This is a genomic window from Nocardiopsis sp. NPDC006832 (assembly GCF_040635885.1).
Taxonomy (GTDB): Bacteria; Actinomycetota; Actinomycetes; order Streptosporangiales; family Streptosporangiaceae; genus Nocardiopsis.
Map to the genome: position 1 here is coordinate 46611 of NZ_JBEYLC010000041.1, position 15658 is coordinate 62268.

Genomic DNA, 15658 nt, shown 5'->3' on the forward strand with positions numbered 1-15658 from the left:
GTTCCGTATCCCGAAAAGAACTCGGTCGACCGGCCCCGGACACACGAAAGGCCCCCTTCCCGAACCCGGGAAGGGGGCCTGCCGTTCGGTTACGAGCGCTCCGGCCCCACCGTGGTCTTCTGGATCTGCATCAGGAACTCGGCGTTGCTCTTGGACTCCTTCATCTTGTCCAGGAGCAGCTCGATCGCCTGTTGCGTGTCCAGGGCGTGCAGCACCCGGCGGAGCTTCCATACGACGTTCAGCTCTTCCGGCGACATCAGGATCTCCTCCTTACGGGTGCTGGAGGCGTCCACGTCCACGGCCGGGAAGATCCGCTTGTCCGCCAGGGACCGGTTGAGCTTGAGCTCCATGTTGCCGGTGCCCTTGAACTCCTCGAAGATCACCTCGTCGGCGCGCGAACCCGTCTCGACCAACGCGGTGGCCAGGATGGTCAGCGAACCGCCGCCCTCGATGTTGCGGGCCGCACCGAAGAACCTCTTCGGCGGGTACAGGGCGGTGGAGTCCACACCACCGGACATGATGCGTCCGCTGGCGGGAGCGGCCAGGTTGTAGGCGCGGCCCAGGCGGGTGATGGAGTCGAGCAGGACGACCACGTCCATGCCCATCTCCACGAGGCGCTTGGCGCGCTCGATCGCCAGGTCCGCGACGACCGTGTGGTCCTCGGCCGGACGGTCGAAGGTCGAGTGGATGACCTCGCCCTTGACCGTGCGCTGCATGTCGGTGACCTCCTCGGGACGTTCGTCCACGAGGATCACCATGAGGTAGCACTCCGGGTTGTTCTCGGTGATGGCGTTGGCGATCGCCTGCATCACCATCGTCTTACCGGCCTTGGGCGGAGAGACGATCAGACCGCGCTGGCCCTTACCGATCGGGGCGACCAGGTCGATGATCCGCGTGGTCAGCACGTTCGGCTCGGTCTCCAGCCGCAGGCGCTCCTGCGGGTAGAGCGGGACGAGCTTGGAGAACTCCTGGCGCCCCTTGGCCTGGTCCGAGGACATGTTGTTGACCGAGTCCAGGCGCACCAGGGCGTTGAACTTCTCGCGTCGCTCACCGTCGCGAGGCTGACGGACCGCACCGATGATGTGGTCGCCCTTGCGCAGGCCGTACTTGCGGACCTGGGCCAGGGACACGTACACGTCGCTCTGGCCGGGCAGGTAGCCGGTGGTACGAACGAAGGCGTAGTTGTCCAGGATGTCCAGGATGCCCGCGACCGGCAACAGGACGTCGTCCTCACCGATGACCGGCTCGGTCTCCGGACCGCTGCTACGACCCCGACGGTCCCGCCGGTCCCGACGCCGACCGCGCCGGCGGCCGCCGCCGAAGTCGTCGTCATTGCCGCTGTTGCTGTTGCTGTTACCGCTGCTACTGCGACCCTGGTTCTGGCCGTCGCCGCCGCCCTGCTGACGGTCGGTGTTGTTGGTGTTCTGGTCGTCACCGCCACGGTTGCGGTTGCGACGGTTGCGCTGGCGTTCGCGACCCTGCCCGGACCTGTTGTCACGGTCCTCGGAGTCGGGGCCGTTCTTCTGGGGGGTGCTGGATGTCTTGGTCACGCTGCTCGCGGAGGTTGAGGAGTCGGTGCCGTCCACCGAACGGGGCTGGTCACCGGATTCGTCACCGCGTTTGCGGGACGAGCGGCGGTTGCGGGAGGGCTTGTCGCCCCTCCCACCCTGGGACTCGGTCACGGCCTGGTCCGATGACCGAACACCCGAACCCTTGTTCCCCACCTCGTCGGAACCCGACGGGGTGGACGAGGCGGGTTCGGTCCGGTCGTCGGTTCCTTCGACCTTACCGGCCTCAGGGGCGGCGTCGGACTTCTTTGCCGACTTCGATTTGGCCGGGGCCACGGGACCGCCCTGCTTGGCTTCGATCGCGGCGATCACGTCGCTTTTGCGCATGCGCCCCGTACCGGTGATGCCCATGCTCGACGCGAGCTTTTGGAGCTCGGGGAGCTTCTGGGCGGCGAGACCGGTGCCGCGCGAGGCCGCACGCGACCTCGACGCGCCCGTTGGTGCGGCTTCGCCGGCCTCCGTGGAGGCGTCGGCGCCGTTCTTGCTGTCGACCGCCGCGTCCGTTCGGAGTTCGGTGGTGTCGCTCACTAAGGGTCCTTCCCAAGGAGCGGGCTTCGGCCGTCAGCGTTGTGCTTGATCGGCCGGCCCGATGGTGCGAACCGGCAGGGGCCGGGTAGGGCGTGCCCCACGTGGATGTCGGAAACCGGCGTTGTCGGTCCCCTACCCGATCGCGGCGGGCTCTGGGTACAGCCAGACGTCAGGGCGGATAGCTCGGAGGTGATGCCCGTCAACCGTCGTGGCACGCTCATCCGAGGAGGAGCGGACTTCGAAGACGTGGGCACAGTCGCGGGGAGACCGCTGACTCGACACATTGGCCGCCGCTTCCGACTGATCGTGAGATCGGACCGCCGGAGTATGGGATGCGGAAGCCGCTGTGGCGGATGAGCACACGCCCCGTGACGGGGCATCTGGTGCTTCACCAAGCCTAACATCACCTGAGGCCACGGCTATTCCTCGACACAGATGCTACGGATGGGGAGATGGGGTCCGCACCCCCGCCGGCTCAACGTGCAGGGGGCGTATGTCCCAATCATTACCCGCCCACCGAGCGATCGAATCAATCTGTCGGGCGATTTCCGGCGAATTCACCTCCGCGCGTCCCTCGGCGACCGTGCACAGCACCAGCGCCGTGGGCCCCGCACCGGAGACCACCGCGGCGAGTTTCTCGTGTTCTCGCAGGTCTTCGACGAGGGAGAGGGTGCGCGGCATGGCGGGCGAGCGATAGGACTCGTGCAGCCGATCCCGGGTGGCCGAGAACAAGGATTCCGGTTGGCCACATACGGCCGCGGTCATCAACGCGGCGCGTCCGGCGTTGAAGGCGGCGTCGGCGTGGGGAACCGTCTCCGGCAACAGCCCGCGGGCGCGTTCGGTGGACAGCTTCCAACCCGGCACGCACAGTACCGGCAGGATCCGTTCGTCCGGGGTGAGCCGGGCGACGCCCCAGGTGTCGTCGTCGCGATAGGCCACGGTGTAACCGCCGAAGACACAGGGGGCCACGTTGTCGGGGTGACCCTCCATGTCCGCGGCGATCTGGTAGATCCAGTCGCGGTCCGGGCCGCCGTCTGGCCCGGCCCTGCCGAGCAGTGCCGCCGCCGCCGCGACCCCGCCGACGATCGCCGAGGACGAGGAACCGAGTCCGCGCGCGTGCGGGATGTCGTTCTCACAGCGCAGGTCCAGGCCGGGAAGTTTCTCCCCGACCCGGTCGAAGGCCTCGGCCATGGCCCTGATGACGAGGTGACGCCGGTCGAGCGGCACCTCTCGGCAGCCCTGCCCCGCGGCGAAGACGTGGAGCTCGTCGTCCTCGCGCAAGGAGACGTCGAAGCGGTTGTACAACCGGACGGCCAACCCGAGGCTGTCGAACCCGGGCCCGAGGTTGGCGCTGGTGGCCGGGGCGTCGACGGACACCCGGCGCGGACGTGGTGAGGTCACTGGTGGCTACCTAGGTCGGTACGGAGCTCAGATCAGGTCCAGGGCCTTGGCGGCGGCCTGGGCGTCGACGGGGACGGTGATGGCGGAGGAGGCACCGGCCAGGGCCCAGTCGGGGTCCTTGAGGCCGTTTCCGGTGACGGTGCACACCACGCGGCTGCCCTTGGGGACCTCTCCGGCCTCGACGGCCTGTAGGAGGCCGGCGACGCTCGCGGCCGAGGCGAGCTCGACGAAGACGCCCTCTTGGGAGGCGAGGAGCTTGTAGGCGGCCATGATCTGCCGGTCGGTGACCTTGTCGATGGCGCCACCGGACTCGTCGCGCGCCTGTTCGGCGAGCTTCCAGGAGGCCGGGTTGCCGATGCGGATGGCGGTGGCGATGGTGTTGGGGTTGGTCACGGGCGCCCCGTCGACGATGGGCGCGGAGCCGCTGGCCTGGAAGCCGAGCATGCGGGGGGACCTGGTGGACATCCCGTCCTTGGCGTACTCGGTGTAGCCCATCCAGTAGGCGGTGATGTTGCCGGCGTTGCCGACGGGGATGCAGTGAACATCGGGGGCGTCGCCGAGGGCGTCGACGATCTCGAAGGCGGCGGTCTTCTGCCCTTGGAGACGGTAGGGGTTGACCGAGTTCACCAGGGCGACCGGGTAGTCGACGCTGAGCTTGCGGGCGAGTTCCAGACAGTCGTCGAAGTTGCCGTCGACCTGGAGCAGGCGGGCACCGTGCACGAGGGCCTGGGCGAGCTTGCCCATGGCGATCTTGCCCTGGGGCACCAGGACGGCGCAGGCCATGCCCGCGCGGATGGCGTAGGCGGCGGCGCTGGCGCTGGTGTTACCGGTGGAGGCACAGATGACGGCCTTGGCGCCGTCCTCGGCCGCCTTGGAGATCGCCATGGTCATGCCGCGGTCCTTGAAGGAGCCGGTGGGGTTGAGGCCCTCGACCTTGAGGAAGACCTCGCAGCCCGTGAGCTCGGACACGCGTGCGGCGGGCAACAGCGGGGTGTTGCCCTCCTGGAGGGTGACGACCGGGGTGTTCTCGTTGACGGGAAGGCGGTCGCGGTATTCCTCGACGAGGCCTCGCCAGGCCCGTGCCATGCTCACGACGGTGTCCCTTTCGGGTGGTTGCTGTTCGCTTGACGCGCGCCCTCGGCGGGCGCGCGGGAAAGTCGTCCCTCTAGGGAAGACGGGTGTGGGGGTCTCGCCGCGGCGGAGCGTCCCCACTGGTGACGAGTGTACGACCCGACCTGCGAGGTCTTGCGTCGCGGCACTGTGATCTCAGTATCCGGACACCGGGGGTCGCTTTCCGCCGAGCGACCCCCGGCCCTCGATCAGTCCTGGAAGTTCTCCACGCGCATCACGCTGGCCACCTCGCGGACCATCGGGTGCGTGCTGAGCCGTTCGACCGTGCTGCTGAGCGCGGAATCGGGTGCGGGGTGGCTGACCAGCACGAGCTGGGCGTCGTCCCCGCTGCCCTCCTGACGCACGTTCCTGATGGAGACACCGTGGTCGGCGAAGACCTCGGCGACCTGGGAGAGCACGCCCGGACGATCGGCCACGTCCAGCGCCACGTGGTAGCTGGTGATGGTGCGGCCCATGTCGTGCACCGGCAGGCCGGTGTCGTGGCCTCCCTCGGCCACGGACGTGCGGGCCATCCGGTTACGGGTCACGCCCACGATGTCGCCCAGGACCGCGCCCGCGGTGGGGGTGCCCCCCGCCCCGGCGCCGTAGAACATCAGCCGGCCGGCCGACTCGGCCTCCACGAAGACCGCGTTGTAGGCCTCCTTGACGCTCGCCAGCGGGTGCTCCAACGGCAGCATGACCGGGTGGACGCGTACGCCCACGGACTCGCCGTCCTCGGAACGCTGACAGATCGCCAGGAGCTTGACCACGCACCCCATGTCCCGGGCACTGGCGATGTCGCCGGCGGAGACTCCCGTGATGCCTTCGCGGTGCACGTCGGCGGCGGTGACGCGCTGGGTGTGGAAGGCCAGCCGGGCCAGGATCGCGGCCTTGGCCGCGGCGTCGAAGCCCTCCACGTCGGCGGTCGGGTCGGCCTCGGCGTAGCCCAGGCTCTGTGCTTCCGCCAAGGCCTCGGTGAAGGACGACCCGGCCGAGTCCATGCGATCCAGCACGTAGTTGGTCGTGCCGTTGACGATCCCCAGGACCCGGTTGACCTTGTCACCGGCCAGGGAGTCGCGCAGCGGGCGCAGCAGCGGGATGGCCCCGGCCACGGACGCCTCGTAGTACAGGTCGACCCCGGCCTCGCGGGCCGCGGCGTGCAGGGTCTGTCCATCCTCGGCCAGCAGCGCCTTGTTCGCGGTCACCACGGACTTGCCGGACTTGATCGCCGAGAGGATCAGCGAACGGGCCGGCTCGATCCCGCCGATGACCTCCACCACGACGTCGATGTCCGGGCGGGTGACCAGCGCCGTGGCGTCGGTGGTCAGCAGCGCCGGGTCGACCCCACGGTCGCGGTCGAGCCTGCGTACCGCGATCCCGCCGATCTCGATCGGCGTGCCGATCCGCGCGGCCAGTTCCTCGGACTGTTCGTTGACCAGGCGGACGACTTCCGAACCCACAACGCCGCATCCGAGCAGCGCCACCTTCATCGCCATTTGGGCGTGACTCCCACTTCTCTCGTGTCCGACCCCTCCGGACGCCGGTCGACGCCCGTGTGACGAACGTTTCAGCCTACGTCGAGGCGGAGGAGGTCCTCCTCGCTCTCCCTTCGCACGATGACCCGTGCGTTCGCGTCCCGAACCGCCACCATGGCGGGGCGGGGCAGGTGGTTGTAGTTACTCGCCATGGAGTAGCAGTAGGCGCCGGTGGCGGCGACCGCCACCAGGTCGCCCGGCCGCAGGTCGGCGGGCAGGTACAGGTCGTGCACGATGATGTCACCGCTCTCGCAGTGCTTGCCGACCAGACGGGAGAGCATGGCCTCGGCGTCGCTCTCGCGAGAGACCAGCCTGCCGGTGTACTCCGACCCGTACAGGGCGGTGCGGATGTTGTCGCTCATCCCACCGTCGACGCTCACGTAGGTGCGGATGCCCTCCACGTCCTTGACGGTGCCGACCTCGTAGAGGGTGACCCCGGCGGGACCCGCGATGGCACGGCCGGGCTCGACCGCGATACGCGGCATGGGCAGGCCCGCCTCGGCGCACTCGCGGCGCACGATCGCGGTGAGGCTCTCGGCGATGGTCTTGGGGTCGAGGGGGTCGTCGTCGGAGGTGTAGGCGATGCCCAGTCCGCCACCGAGGTCGAGTTCGGCGAGGGTGACGTCGAGTTCCTCATGGATCCGGGTGAGGAACCGGGTGACGCGGCGGGCCGCGACCTCGAACCCGGAGGTGTCGAAGATCTGCGAACCGATGTGCGAGTGCAGCCCGACCAGTTCCAGGTGGTCGGCGGCCAGGACCCGACGGACCGCCTCGGCGGCGGCGCCGGTGCTGAGCGCGAACCCGAACTTCTGGTCGTCGTGGGCGGTGGCCACGAACTCGTGGGTGTGCGCCTCCACGCCGGTGGTGACGCGGATCAGGACCTTGGGGCGGGCGCCGATCTCGGCGGCGACGGTCGCCAGACGGTCGATCTCGTCGAGGGAGTCGACGATGACGCGGCCGACTCCGACCTCGACGGCACGGCGCAACTCGGCCACCGACTTGTTGTTGCCGTGCATGGCGACGCGGTCGGTGGGAACGCCGGCGGCCAGGGCCACGGCCAACTCACCGCCGGAGCACACGTCGATCTTGAGCCCTTCCTCGATCACCCAACGGGCGACGGCCTTGGTCAGCAGGGCCTTGCCGGCGTAGTACACGTCGGCGTCGGTGAAGGCGGTGGAGTAGTCGCGGGCGCGGGAGCGGAAGTCCTCCTCGTCCATGACGAAGAGCGGCGTCCCGTACTCGGCGGCGAGGGCGCGCACGCCGATGCCACCGATGGTCAGTTCTCCGTCCAGACGGCGCGAGGTGGCGGGCCACACGCGTTCGTCGAGGGAGTTGAGGTCCTCGGGCGGCAGCGGTGGGTTGTCCTCCGGCAGGATCTCCGCGTGGCGGGATCCTGCGGGGTGGGCGTAGCGGCTCATGGCGGGTCTTTCGGCTGGACCTTCGTATTGCTGTTCAGGGGGGACCCTGCCCATTGTCCATCAAGAAGATCGGAACACAGGGGTTGGGATCTCCCCCTGGGACCCGCGGCGGACGAAGTGTCTACAGCCTTGTGGGCGCCGACACCCCGAGCAGGAAGAGTCCGGTGCGGAGCACACCGGCGACGGCCGCGGGCAGGGCCGGGTCCAGGGCGGCCCGCGTGGGTTCGTCCCCGCCGGCACCGACGGTGGAACCCGTCCGCCACTCATCGTAGGCACTGCTCAACGCTTCCAGGTATCTGACCAGGATATGGGGTTCCTCTCGGCGCGCGGCGGTGTCCAGGACACCGGGGCCGTCGAAGAGCAGCGCGCGCACCTTGGCGTTGGCGCCATGGCGGCATTCGGCCGCCGCGAGCCCGGTGTCGCGGGCCCATCTCAGGCTGGTCAGCGCGTGCGCGTGGGCGTAGCGCAGTCGGAAGGCCGGGTTGGCGTCGGTGAGGCGGGCCCAGGCCCCGGGGTGCTCGGCCGAGGGCAGCACCGGTAGGTCCCTACCCGTGGACTCGTTCTCCCTGGGTCTGTCGGGCACCGAGCGGCAGAACGCCACCCGGGCGCTGTCCTCGCCGATGCGTCCCAGGGTGCGGCCGGCGGGTGTGTACAGGTCGGTGCGATCGGTGTCCAGGTAGTGGTCGCGCCAGGACACCTCGCCGCTCGGTTCGGGGGGAGGGTCCTCGTCGCCCACGGCCATGGCGATGCGGGCGCGGGCGTCGGCACGGGCGAAGCGTCGCGCCTGCGCCACGGGGCCGGCCTCGTGCAGGTCGGTGCGGGGCCACTCCCCCGCCCCGGTCCAGGGGCGTCCGGTGAGGAAGCGCGGGCCGTCGGCCGCCGCACGCAGCAGGCTCTGGCGCTGGCGGCAGGTGAAGGTGATGTTGACGAAGCCGCGTTTGTCGCCGAGGACCTCGGCGAATCCGGCCTCGGGGTCATCGCCGTCGGACAGGGATTCGACCTGCTCGACGATACGAGCGGAAACCGTGAGGCGGTGGGTGTCGTCGCGCCCCTCGGGGAGCCGGTCGCGCACCCGGCTCACCAGCCGCGGGGCCAGGGCCACGGAAGCGTCGGCCGAACCCGCGGCCTGGTCCGCGCGCGGCCACACGAACGGGATGTCGGTGTCGTCCAGATCGAAGGCGCGCAGCGCGGCACGGCGCACCACGGCCTCCAGGGCGCGTGGGGTCACGCGAGTCCCCCCATGCCGTCGTCGCCGTCACCGTGCAGGGCACGGATGAGGTCGACGAGCTCGTCGGGGTCGAAGGGCTTGGTGATGTAGTCGTCGACGCCGATCCGTTCGCCCCGCCTGCGGTCGTCCGCCTGGGCGCGGGCGGTCACCATGACGATGCGCCGGTCGTAGCCGTCGGCTCGTAGGCGTTCGACGGTGCTCCAGCCGTCGAGGCGGGGCATCATCACGTCCATGGTGATGACGGCGGGTCGGACGTGACCGACCTGGTCCAGGCAGTCCTGTCCGTCCATGGCGGTGAACACCTCGAACCCCTCCAGTTCGAGGTTGAGGCGGATGAGTTCACGGATCACTTCGTCGTCCTCGACGACGAGAACCCGTACGGGAAGGGCGTTCACGATCGTGACACTACCTCCGCCGAGCGCGACGACACCACCGGATCGGAGCATTCGGACGACCCCCCGAAACGATTGGACGAACCTCCCTCAACCCCTGCTAGAGTTGACCTCGCAACAGCGCCCCCTTAGCTCAGGGGATAGAGCACCGGCCTCCGGAGCCGGTTGCGCAGGTTCGAATCCTGCAGGGGGCACAGTTCGAGAGGGAACACCGCGACGGTGTTCCCTTTTTCGTTTCCGCGCTTCGGGGACGTCGCCGCTCCAAAGCGCGAAGGGAGTGAGATGACGGTCGGCCTTGAGCGCCCGGAGGACGTTCCGACGGGTTTCGCCCGGGCGTGGAACCGAGGGGACGCGGAGGGCATCGCGAACCTGTTCGTTCCGGACGCGGACTTCGTCAACGTGGTCGGCCTGTGGTGGCGCGACCGCGAGAGCATCCACCGCGCCCACGACTACGGTCTGCGGGTGATCTTCCCCGGCTCCGCCCTTCGTGTGTCCGGTGTTCGGGTGCGCGAGTTGGGCGACGACGCCGCGGTGGTGCACTGCCGTTGGTCGATCACCGGTCAGACGAGCCTGGACGGTGGACCCGCGGGCCGCCGGTCCGGGGTCTTCACCTTCGTCGTCCAACGCGGGTTCGATGGTTGGCGGGCCGTGGCCGCGCACAACACCGACCGGGTCCCCGGCGCCGAGACCCACGTCTCCGGTGAGACGGGCCTGACCCCGACCGACTACCGCGAACGGCCTTAGGGCGTGCGGCCGGGCTCGGTCAGGGGGCGGGGGTGAGGGGCCAGGTGCCGTCGACCACGGCGTCGGGGTTGCGGCGGCGCAGGTACTCCTGGAAGCTCGCGGACTGCTCGGCCTTCCACTTGATCTGGGAGGAATGCAGGTCGTCGATGGACAGCTCCGCGATCTCCGGGTACCTGGCGGCGATCTGCCAGGCCAGACGGGCCGCGGCCAGGGCGTCGGCGGCGGCCCCGTGGGCCTCCTCCTGGGCGAGGGGCACCTGGTAGTGGGCGCACACGTCGACGAGTTTGCGCGAACCCCGCCGGAAGGTGTCGACCCGCTTGTCCAGTACCAGTGGGTCCACCACCAGCGGCGGCGCGGCCAGGGGTGGCCGGTGCCGGGCGATCTCGCGGTCGAGCAGGGTGAGGTCGTAGGGCGCGTTGTAGACCACCAGGGGTAGGCCCTCGGCCACGACGGCCTCTATGGCGGCGGCGATCTCGGTGACCACCTCGACGGTCGGGCGGCCCTCGGCCCGAGCCCGTTCGGTGGTGATGCCGTGGATCTCGGCGGCCTCCGCGGGGATCTCGATCCCCGGGTCGGCCAGCCAGGCGGTGACCTCCTTGGTGCCGCGCGCGGGGTCGATCCGCCACAGGGCGGCGGTGACGATCCGTTCGTTCTCGACGTCCAGGCCGGTGCTCTCGATGTCGAAGGCGGCCATGGGCTGGGTATGCCAGGAGGTGTGCACGTGGTTCCTCACGGTTCCGGTCGTCCGATTCCGAACACGCTAGTGACATTACAGATCACCGGTGACAAGCGGCGCCGAATCGTCCTCACGTGGGAATCCGCTTTACTCCGTATCACTCGGAATGCCAGGATCTCTCCAATCGAGACGAGTGGAGTGGTGATGGAGCGGAACGACCATGAGAAGACGCGAGAACGGGAGGTCGCCGCGGGCGACCCTCTCGGACTCGGTGTCACCCCTGAGATGAACGGGCTCGCCGAACGTGGATCGTCCGCCCGGATCGCGGGTGGGAACGATCGGGACGCCACCGCCTCGAACGCCGTTCGCGGATGGCTGGTCCACATCGCTCTCTCGTTGGTGCGCGTGGTCCTGGTCACCGTCGGCATGGTCGCTCTGGTCCCCCAGGGACTGATCCCGTTGGGGATGAACCTGGTGGGCGCGAACGATTCCCTGCGTCTGTGGCTCCTGGCCCGGTACCTACCCCCGGAGTGGCAGGTCCTGGCGGCGTTGGGCTTCGTGGTCTCCGGAGCGTTGACCATCTGGATCGGGCTGCTGCAACACCGCTGGTTGGGGACGCGTCTGGTCGGCGGGGGCATGGTGCAATAACGTCATCGCATGAAGTTTCTGGTACGCGAACGCGTTTTCGACATCGGCGATGATTTCTGGGTGACCGACGAACAGGGCAACAAGGTGTTCTGGGTCGACGGCAAGGCCCTGAAGATCCGCACCACCTTCGAGCTCAAGGACCCCCAGGGCAACGAGCTCATGGTGATCCGCAAGAAGCTCTTCAAGGTCCGGGACCAGATGCGGGTCGAACACGACGGCAAGACCGTGGCGACCGTCCGCAAGCGCCTGTTCAACCCCATCCGCGACAAGCTCAACGTCGAGGTCGAGGGTGCTCCGGACTGGGAGGTCGTGGGGAGCTTCCTGGACAAGGAGTACTCCATCAGCGACAAGGAGGGCACCGTCGCGGTGGTCTCCCGCAAGTGGTTCCGCGTGCGGGACACCTACGCGATCGACGTCAACACCCACCGCCGTGACGTCGCGGGGGACCCCGCGCTGGTGATCAGCGTCGCCGTCGCCGTGGACGCCCTGACCTCCGACGACGACTGATCGGCCCACGGCCCGGTGGCCGCCGCCACCCTTCGGATCGGGTAGCGGGCTGTGGTGACCGATCGATCGGTCTCCCGCCAGACTGTCGGTGTCAACGGCGAAGTCGACCGACGAGGAGCCGAGCATGAGGGACGTGTGGCGGGGGCCGCTTCGGGTGTGCGGATACCTCCTGGTCTCCGCGGCCGCCGGTCTGGCGGCTCTGATCCTGTTGCCGCTGGGCCTGGTGGTGGCGCCCCGGGTGATCAGTCCCCGCTCGCGGTGGCCTCGGCCCTCTCCTCCCGGGCGTCGCGACGGGTGAGCAGGGCACCGGCGACGGCGGCGGTGAAGAACATCAGCACCCCGTAGACCGCGGACGGGATGGCGATCTCGGTGCTGTTCAGGACGGTGATGGCGATGGTCATCGACAGCGTGGTGTTGTGCAGACCGATCTCCATGCAGGAGGCGATGGCCTCGGGACGCCCGGTACCGACGAGGCGGGGCGCCCAGTACCCGATGGTCAGGCTCACCACGTTGAAGACGAGCACCATGAGGCCGACCGAGACGATGTACTGCGGCAGGTTCGCCCACTCGGCGGCGATCGCGCCGATGATCACCGCGACCAGCACGATGCTGGAACCCAGCTTGACCGGCCGCTCCATGCGTTCGGCGAAGGCGGTCATCCTGGCCCGGACGAACATGCCGATCGCGACCGGGACGAGGATGACCGCGAACACCTGGATCATCTTTCCGGCCTGAAGACCGATGGACCCGCCCTCGGTGAAGTAGCCGAGTGAGAACCCGGTGATGAGCGGGAGGGTCACGATGGCGGTGACCGAGTTGATCGCGGTCAGCGAGATGTTGAGCGCGACGTTGCCCTTGAACAGGTAGCTGTACAGGCTCGCGGTGGTGCCGCCCGGGGAGGCCGCCATCATCATCATGCCCACCGCCAACAGCGGTGCCAGGTCGAAGTACTCGACGAAGACCAGCACGAGACCGAAGCAGAAGAGCGGCAGCAGGAGGATCTGGCAACCGAGGACGAGGAGGATCGTCCAGGGCATGGTGAGGAGTCGGGTGAAGTCCCGGACGGTCAGGCTGAGGCCGAGGCCGAGCATGATGACGCCGAGGGCGACCGGCAGGCCGACCGTGGTGAGGGCCGAGTCCATGGGGGACCCCTTGGGGGATGGGCCGGCGACGCGGCCGAGCTGTAGGGACGCGGGGACACGGGGGCGTACCGTTCAGTGACGCACGCCACAAGCTACCCGCAGGTAGAGATAGTGGCATGGGTCACCCCGCCTGGCAAGGGTCACGTGAGCTCGGCGGCGAGGCCTTCAGGGGCGGCCCTTACGCGGGATCAGGCCGCGGGCCAGGAGCTTCCGGTGAGGTCGTAGGCCAGGTGGAACCACACCTTGCGAATGCTCGGGTGGCCGTTGTCGCCCCAAGTGGTGGCGAAGCTGTCGATCAGGGCCAGCCCACGGCCGTCCTCCGCGGTGAGCCGGTCCTCCGGCGAGGCTGCGATCAGCAGCCCGCCCCGGCCCTCCACCGCGCTGGTGGGCATCCCGTTGTCGCGACAGGTCACGGTCATCCCGTTCGGGCCGCGATCCACCCGGATCACGAAGGTCTCGTCCGGTTCACCGGACCGGCTGTGCCGGATCGCGTTGGTGGCCAGCTCCGCGCCCAACAGGGTGAGCACGTACCGGTAGTCGGAGTCCCGACCGGCGGCGCAGGTCTCCAGGAAGGCCCTGACCAGGGGCACGCTCACCGGCTCACCGGTGAACTCCCAGTGGCGTTTGGTGAACGGTACGGGCACCCGACCGTTGAAGTAGTGCCGGTACTCGTCCGGGACCCCCGCGAAGACGTCTTCCTCGGTGCTGGTGAGGGTCGGCACGGCGACGAGCGTGGGCATGAATGACTCCTAGGGCGGGACGGCTCAACGGGCGTGCGCACCATAGCGGGGGTGGCCGCGGAGGCTTCGAGGGGGGAGGGGGCTCGAACCGGTATGACCATACGCGATCACATCGTGGCGGACCAGAGGCCCCCGGTGTGGTGAGTCCCCGAATTCCTCGGCCCCATCGGGCCATCGCCACGACTTCGGCCGGTTCTCTCCCGCTCCCCCACCTCCCCTACCCCACCGAGACCAGGGCCTCCTTGGCCGCGGCCTCGGCGCGGTCGCGGTCGGTGTCCACCAGTGCGATGCGGGTGCGCCGCTCCAACAGGTCGGCCTCGTCCATGGCCCCCTCGTGGCGCACCCCGAACCGCAGTTCGGCCGGGGTGACCCCGCAGGCCACCGGAACCAGCAGTTCGGGGTCGTCCTTCGCCTCGGCCATCACGGCCGGTGCCTCGGTCCCGTACCGGGAGACCAGGTGGCGCGGGGCGTCGAGGTCGTCGAGCTCCTCGTGGGAGGCCGCGCCCACCAGCGGCAGTTCCCGGGTGCGGCAGGGGCCCGCCTGGAGTCGGTGTTCGGCGACGGCCGCGTCCACGGCCTCCTCCGCCATCGCCCGGTAGGTGGTGAGTTTGCCGCCGACCACGGTGACGGAACCATTGGGCGCCACCGACACCAGGTGCTCACGGGACAGTTCCGCGGTGGAGCCGTCCCCGTGCAGCAGCGGGCGCAGCCCGGCGAACGAGCCGATGACGTCGTCCCGGGTCAGCTTGGTGGACAAGGCCCGGTTGAACTGGGCCAGGAGGAAGTCCACGTCCGAATCGGGCACCTCGGGCACCCGAAGGGCGGGACCCTCAAGGGGTTCGTCGGTGAGCCCGGCGTAGATCCGACCGTCGGTCTGGGGCAACGCGAACACGAACCGGCTGACGCTGCCGGGCAACGGCACGGTCAACGCGGCACGGGGGCCGCCCATCACCGCGCCGTCCAGGACCAGGTGGGTACCGCGGCTGGGGCTCAGTCGGATCCGCGGGTCGAGGTCGTCGGCGTGCACACCGGTGGCGTTGACGACCGCACGCGGACGCACCGGGACGAGCCGCCCGTCGGTCTCGTCGCGCAGGAGGACGCCGTCGGCGGTGATGCTCTCGGCGGAGCAGCGGGTGATGACACGAGCGCCCTCACCGGCGGCGGTGCGCGCGATCGCGATGACCAACCGGGCGTCGTCGACGAGTTGACCGTCGAAGGAGACGATCCCGCCGAGCAGACCGTCGGGGTCGACCGCGGGGAGCAGGCGTCGGGTCTGGCGGGCGTTGAGCATCCGGGGGCCGGGCAGGACCGAGGAGGGGGTGCCGGAGAGCATGCGCAGCAGGTCTCCGCCGCCCATCCCGGCGCGGACGGCGAAGGTCCGGGCCAGGCCGGTGTCCCAGTGCACGGGGATCACCATCGGCAGGGAACGGACCAGGTGGGGCGCGGTGACGCGCATGAGGACGTCGCGTTCGCGGGCGCTCTCGTAGGCGATGCCGACCTGCCCCTTGGCGAGGTAGCGCAGACCGCCGTGGACGAGTTTGGAACTCCACCTGCTGGTGCCGAAGGCGAGGTCCTCGCGTTCGACGAGGACCGTGGACAGCCCCCGGGAAGCGGCGTCCAGGGCCACTCCGGCTCCGGTGACGCCGCCACCGACCACCAGTAGGTCCACGTCGGGACGGGCCTCCAGCTCGGCGAGGTCGGTGGTGCGGCGGGTCGCGTTCAGGGATGTGGACCGGCTCATGGGCCTTCCTTCCGTTCTCGGGGTCGCAGGTAGCCGTCCAGCAGGACGGACAGTTCGGCGACCAGCCCGTCGGTGTCGAGGACCTCGGCGAACAGGCGATGGGAGGTGACGGTGTTCTGCACGGTCACCATGACCAGGTGGGCCAGGACCGCGGGGTCGCCGTCCCGGATGGAGCCATCGGCCTGGCCGTCCGCGATGGCGGGTTCGACCAGTTCGAGGGCGGCCTTGTGGCTACTACCGAGCCGGTGGAAGGTGTAGGTGGCCAGGAGTTCCGGTTCGG

Annotated in this window: 14 protein-coding genes, 1 tRNA gene and 1 pseudogene; 4 read left to right on the forward strand and 12 right to left on the reverse strand. The window is 69.4% G+C overall.

The window, feature by feature from the left end:
- Positions 1-89: 89 nt before the first annotated feature.
- The 7 genes from rho to ABZ717_RS19205 form a co-directional block, all read right to left on the reverse strand.
- Positions 90-2096: a transcription termination factor Rho gene (rho, locus tag ABZ717_RS19175; protein ID WP_358512244.1), complete on the reverse strand. Its 2007-nt coding sequence runs from the start codon at positions 2094-2096 to the stop codon at positions 90-92.
- Between the two features lie 438 nt (positions 2097-2534).
- Complete coding sequence (gene thrB, locus ABZ717_RS19180; RefSeq protein WP_358512247.1) at positions 2535-3497, reverse strand: homoserine kinase; 963 nt, start codon at positions 3495-3497, stop codon at positions 2535-2537.
- Between the two features lie 27 nt (positions 3498-3524).
- A complete protein-coding gene (gene thrC / locus ABZ717_RS19185; RefSeq protein ID WP_358512294.1) occupies positions 3525-4583 on the reverse strand; it encodes a threonine synthase in 1059 nt (352 codons plus the stop codon).
- A gap of 233 nt (positions 4584-4816) precedes the next feature.
- Complete coding sequence (locus tag ABZ717_RS19190) at positions 4817-6103, reverse strand: homoserine dehydrogenase (RefSeq protein WP_358512250.1); 1287 nt, start codon at positions 6101-6103, stop codon at positions 4817-4819.
- 71 nt (positions 6104-6174) lie between these two features.
- A complete protein-coding gene (gene lysA, locus ABZ717_RS19195) occupies positions 6175-7560 on the reverse strand; it encodes a diaminopimelate decarboxylase (protein ID WP_358512253.1) in 1386 nt (461 codons plus the stop codon).
- A 121-nt stretch (positions 7561-7681) separates the two neighbouring features.
- Entirely contained in the window at positions 7682-8788 is a 1107-nt protein-coding gene (locus ABZ717_RS19200; protein WP_358512256.1) for a DALR anticodon-binding domain-containing protein, read from the reverse strand.
- Complete coding sequence (locus ABZ717_RS19205; RefSeq protein WP_358512259.1) at positions 8785-9183, reverse strand: response regulator; 399 nt, start codon at positions 9181-9183, stop codon at positions 8785-8787. Before ABZ717_RS19205 ends, ABZ717_RS19200 begins: the two co-directional genes overlap by 4 nt.
- Positions 9184-9302: 119 nt before the next feature.
- On the opposite strand from ABZ717_RS19205, the gene ABZ717_RS19210 reads away from it, so the two are divergent.
- Both ABZ717_RS19210 and ABZ717_RS19215 read left to right on the forward strand, forming a co-directional pair.
- A tRNA-Arg gene (locus ABZ717_RS19210) sits at positions 9303-9374 on the forward strand.
- An 88-nt stretch (positions 9375-9462) separates the two neighbouring features.
- Complete coding sequence (locus ABZ717_RS19215) at positions 9463-9924, forward strand: SgcJ/EcaC family oxidoreductase (protein WP_358512262.1); 462 nt, start codon at positions 9463-9465, stop codon at positions 9922-9924.
- A 19-nt stretch (positions 9925-9943) separates the two neighbouring features.
- Here ABZ717_RS19215 and ABZ717_RS19220 read toward each other — a convergent pair whose 3' ends face one another.
- Positions 9944-10645: an exonuclease domain-containing protein gene (locus ABZ717_RS19220; protein WP_358512264.1), complete on the reverse strand. Its 702-nt coding sequence runs from the start codon at positions 10643-10645 to the stop codon at positions 9944-9946.
- Between the two features lie 159 nt (positions 10646-10804).
- On the opposite strand from ABZ717_RS19220, the gene ABZ717_RS19225 reads away from it, so the two are divergent.
- Both ABZ717_RS19225 and ABZ717_RS19230 read left to right on the forward strand, forming a co-directional pair.
- The gene (locus tag ABZ717_RS19225; RefSeq protein ID WP_358512266.1) at positions 10805-11248 is read left to right on the forward strand and encodes a hypothetical protein; all 444 of its coding nucleotides are present in this window, start codon (positions 10805-10807) and stop codon (positions 11246-11248) included.
- 9 nt (positions 11249-11257) lie between these two features.
- Complete coding sequence (locus ABZ717_RS19230; RefSeq protein ID WP_358512268.1) at positions 11258-11755, forward strand: LURP-one-related family protein; 498 nt, start codon at positions 11258-11260, stop codon at positions 11753-11755.
- 242 nt (positions 11756-11997) lie between these two features.
- Here ABZ717_RS19230 and ABZ717_RS19235 read toward each other — a convergent pair whose 3' ends face one another.
- The 4 genes and pseudogenes from ABZ717_RS19235 to ABZ717_RS19250 form a co-directional block, all read right to left on the reverse strand.
- Positions 11998-12897: a bile acid:sodium symporter family protein gene (locus ABZ717_RS19235; RefSeq protein ID WP_358512271.1), complete on the reverse strand. Its 900-nt coding sequence runs from the start codon at positions 12895-12897 to the stop codon at positions 11998-12000.
- 188 nt (positions 12898-13085) lie between these two features.
- Entirely contained in the window at positions 13086-13637 is a 552-nt protein-coding gene (locus ABZ717_RS19240; protein WP_358512273.1) for an ATP-binding protein, read from the reverse strand.
- A gap of 217 nt (positions 13638-13854) precedes the next feature.
- Positions 13855-15378 carry a glycerol-3-phosphate dehydrogenase/oxidase gene (locus ABZ717_RS19245; RefSeq protein WP_358512276.1) on the reverse strand — a complete coding sequence of 508 codons (1524 nt, stop codon included), beginning with the start codon at positions 15376-15378 and terminating at the stop codon, positions 13855-13857.
- A pseudogene (locus tag ABZ717_RS19250) lies at positions 15375-15658 on the reverse strand (TetR/AcrR family transcriptional regulator); the annotation flags it as partial. The pseudogene ABZ717_RS19250 and the gene ABZ717_RS19245, both read right to left, overlap by 4 nt.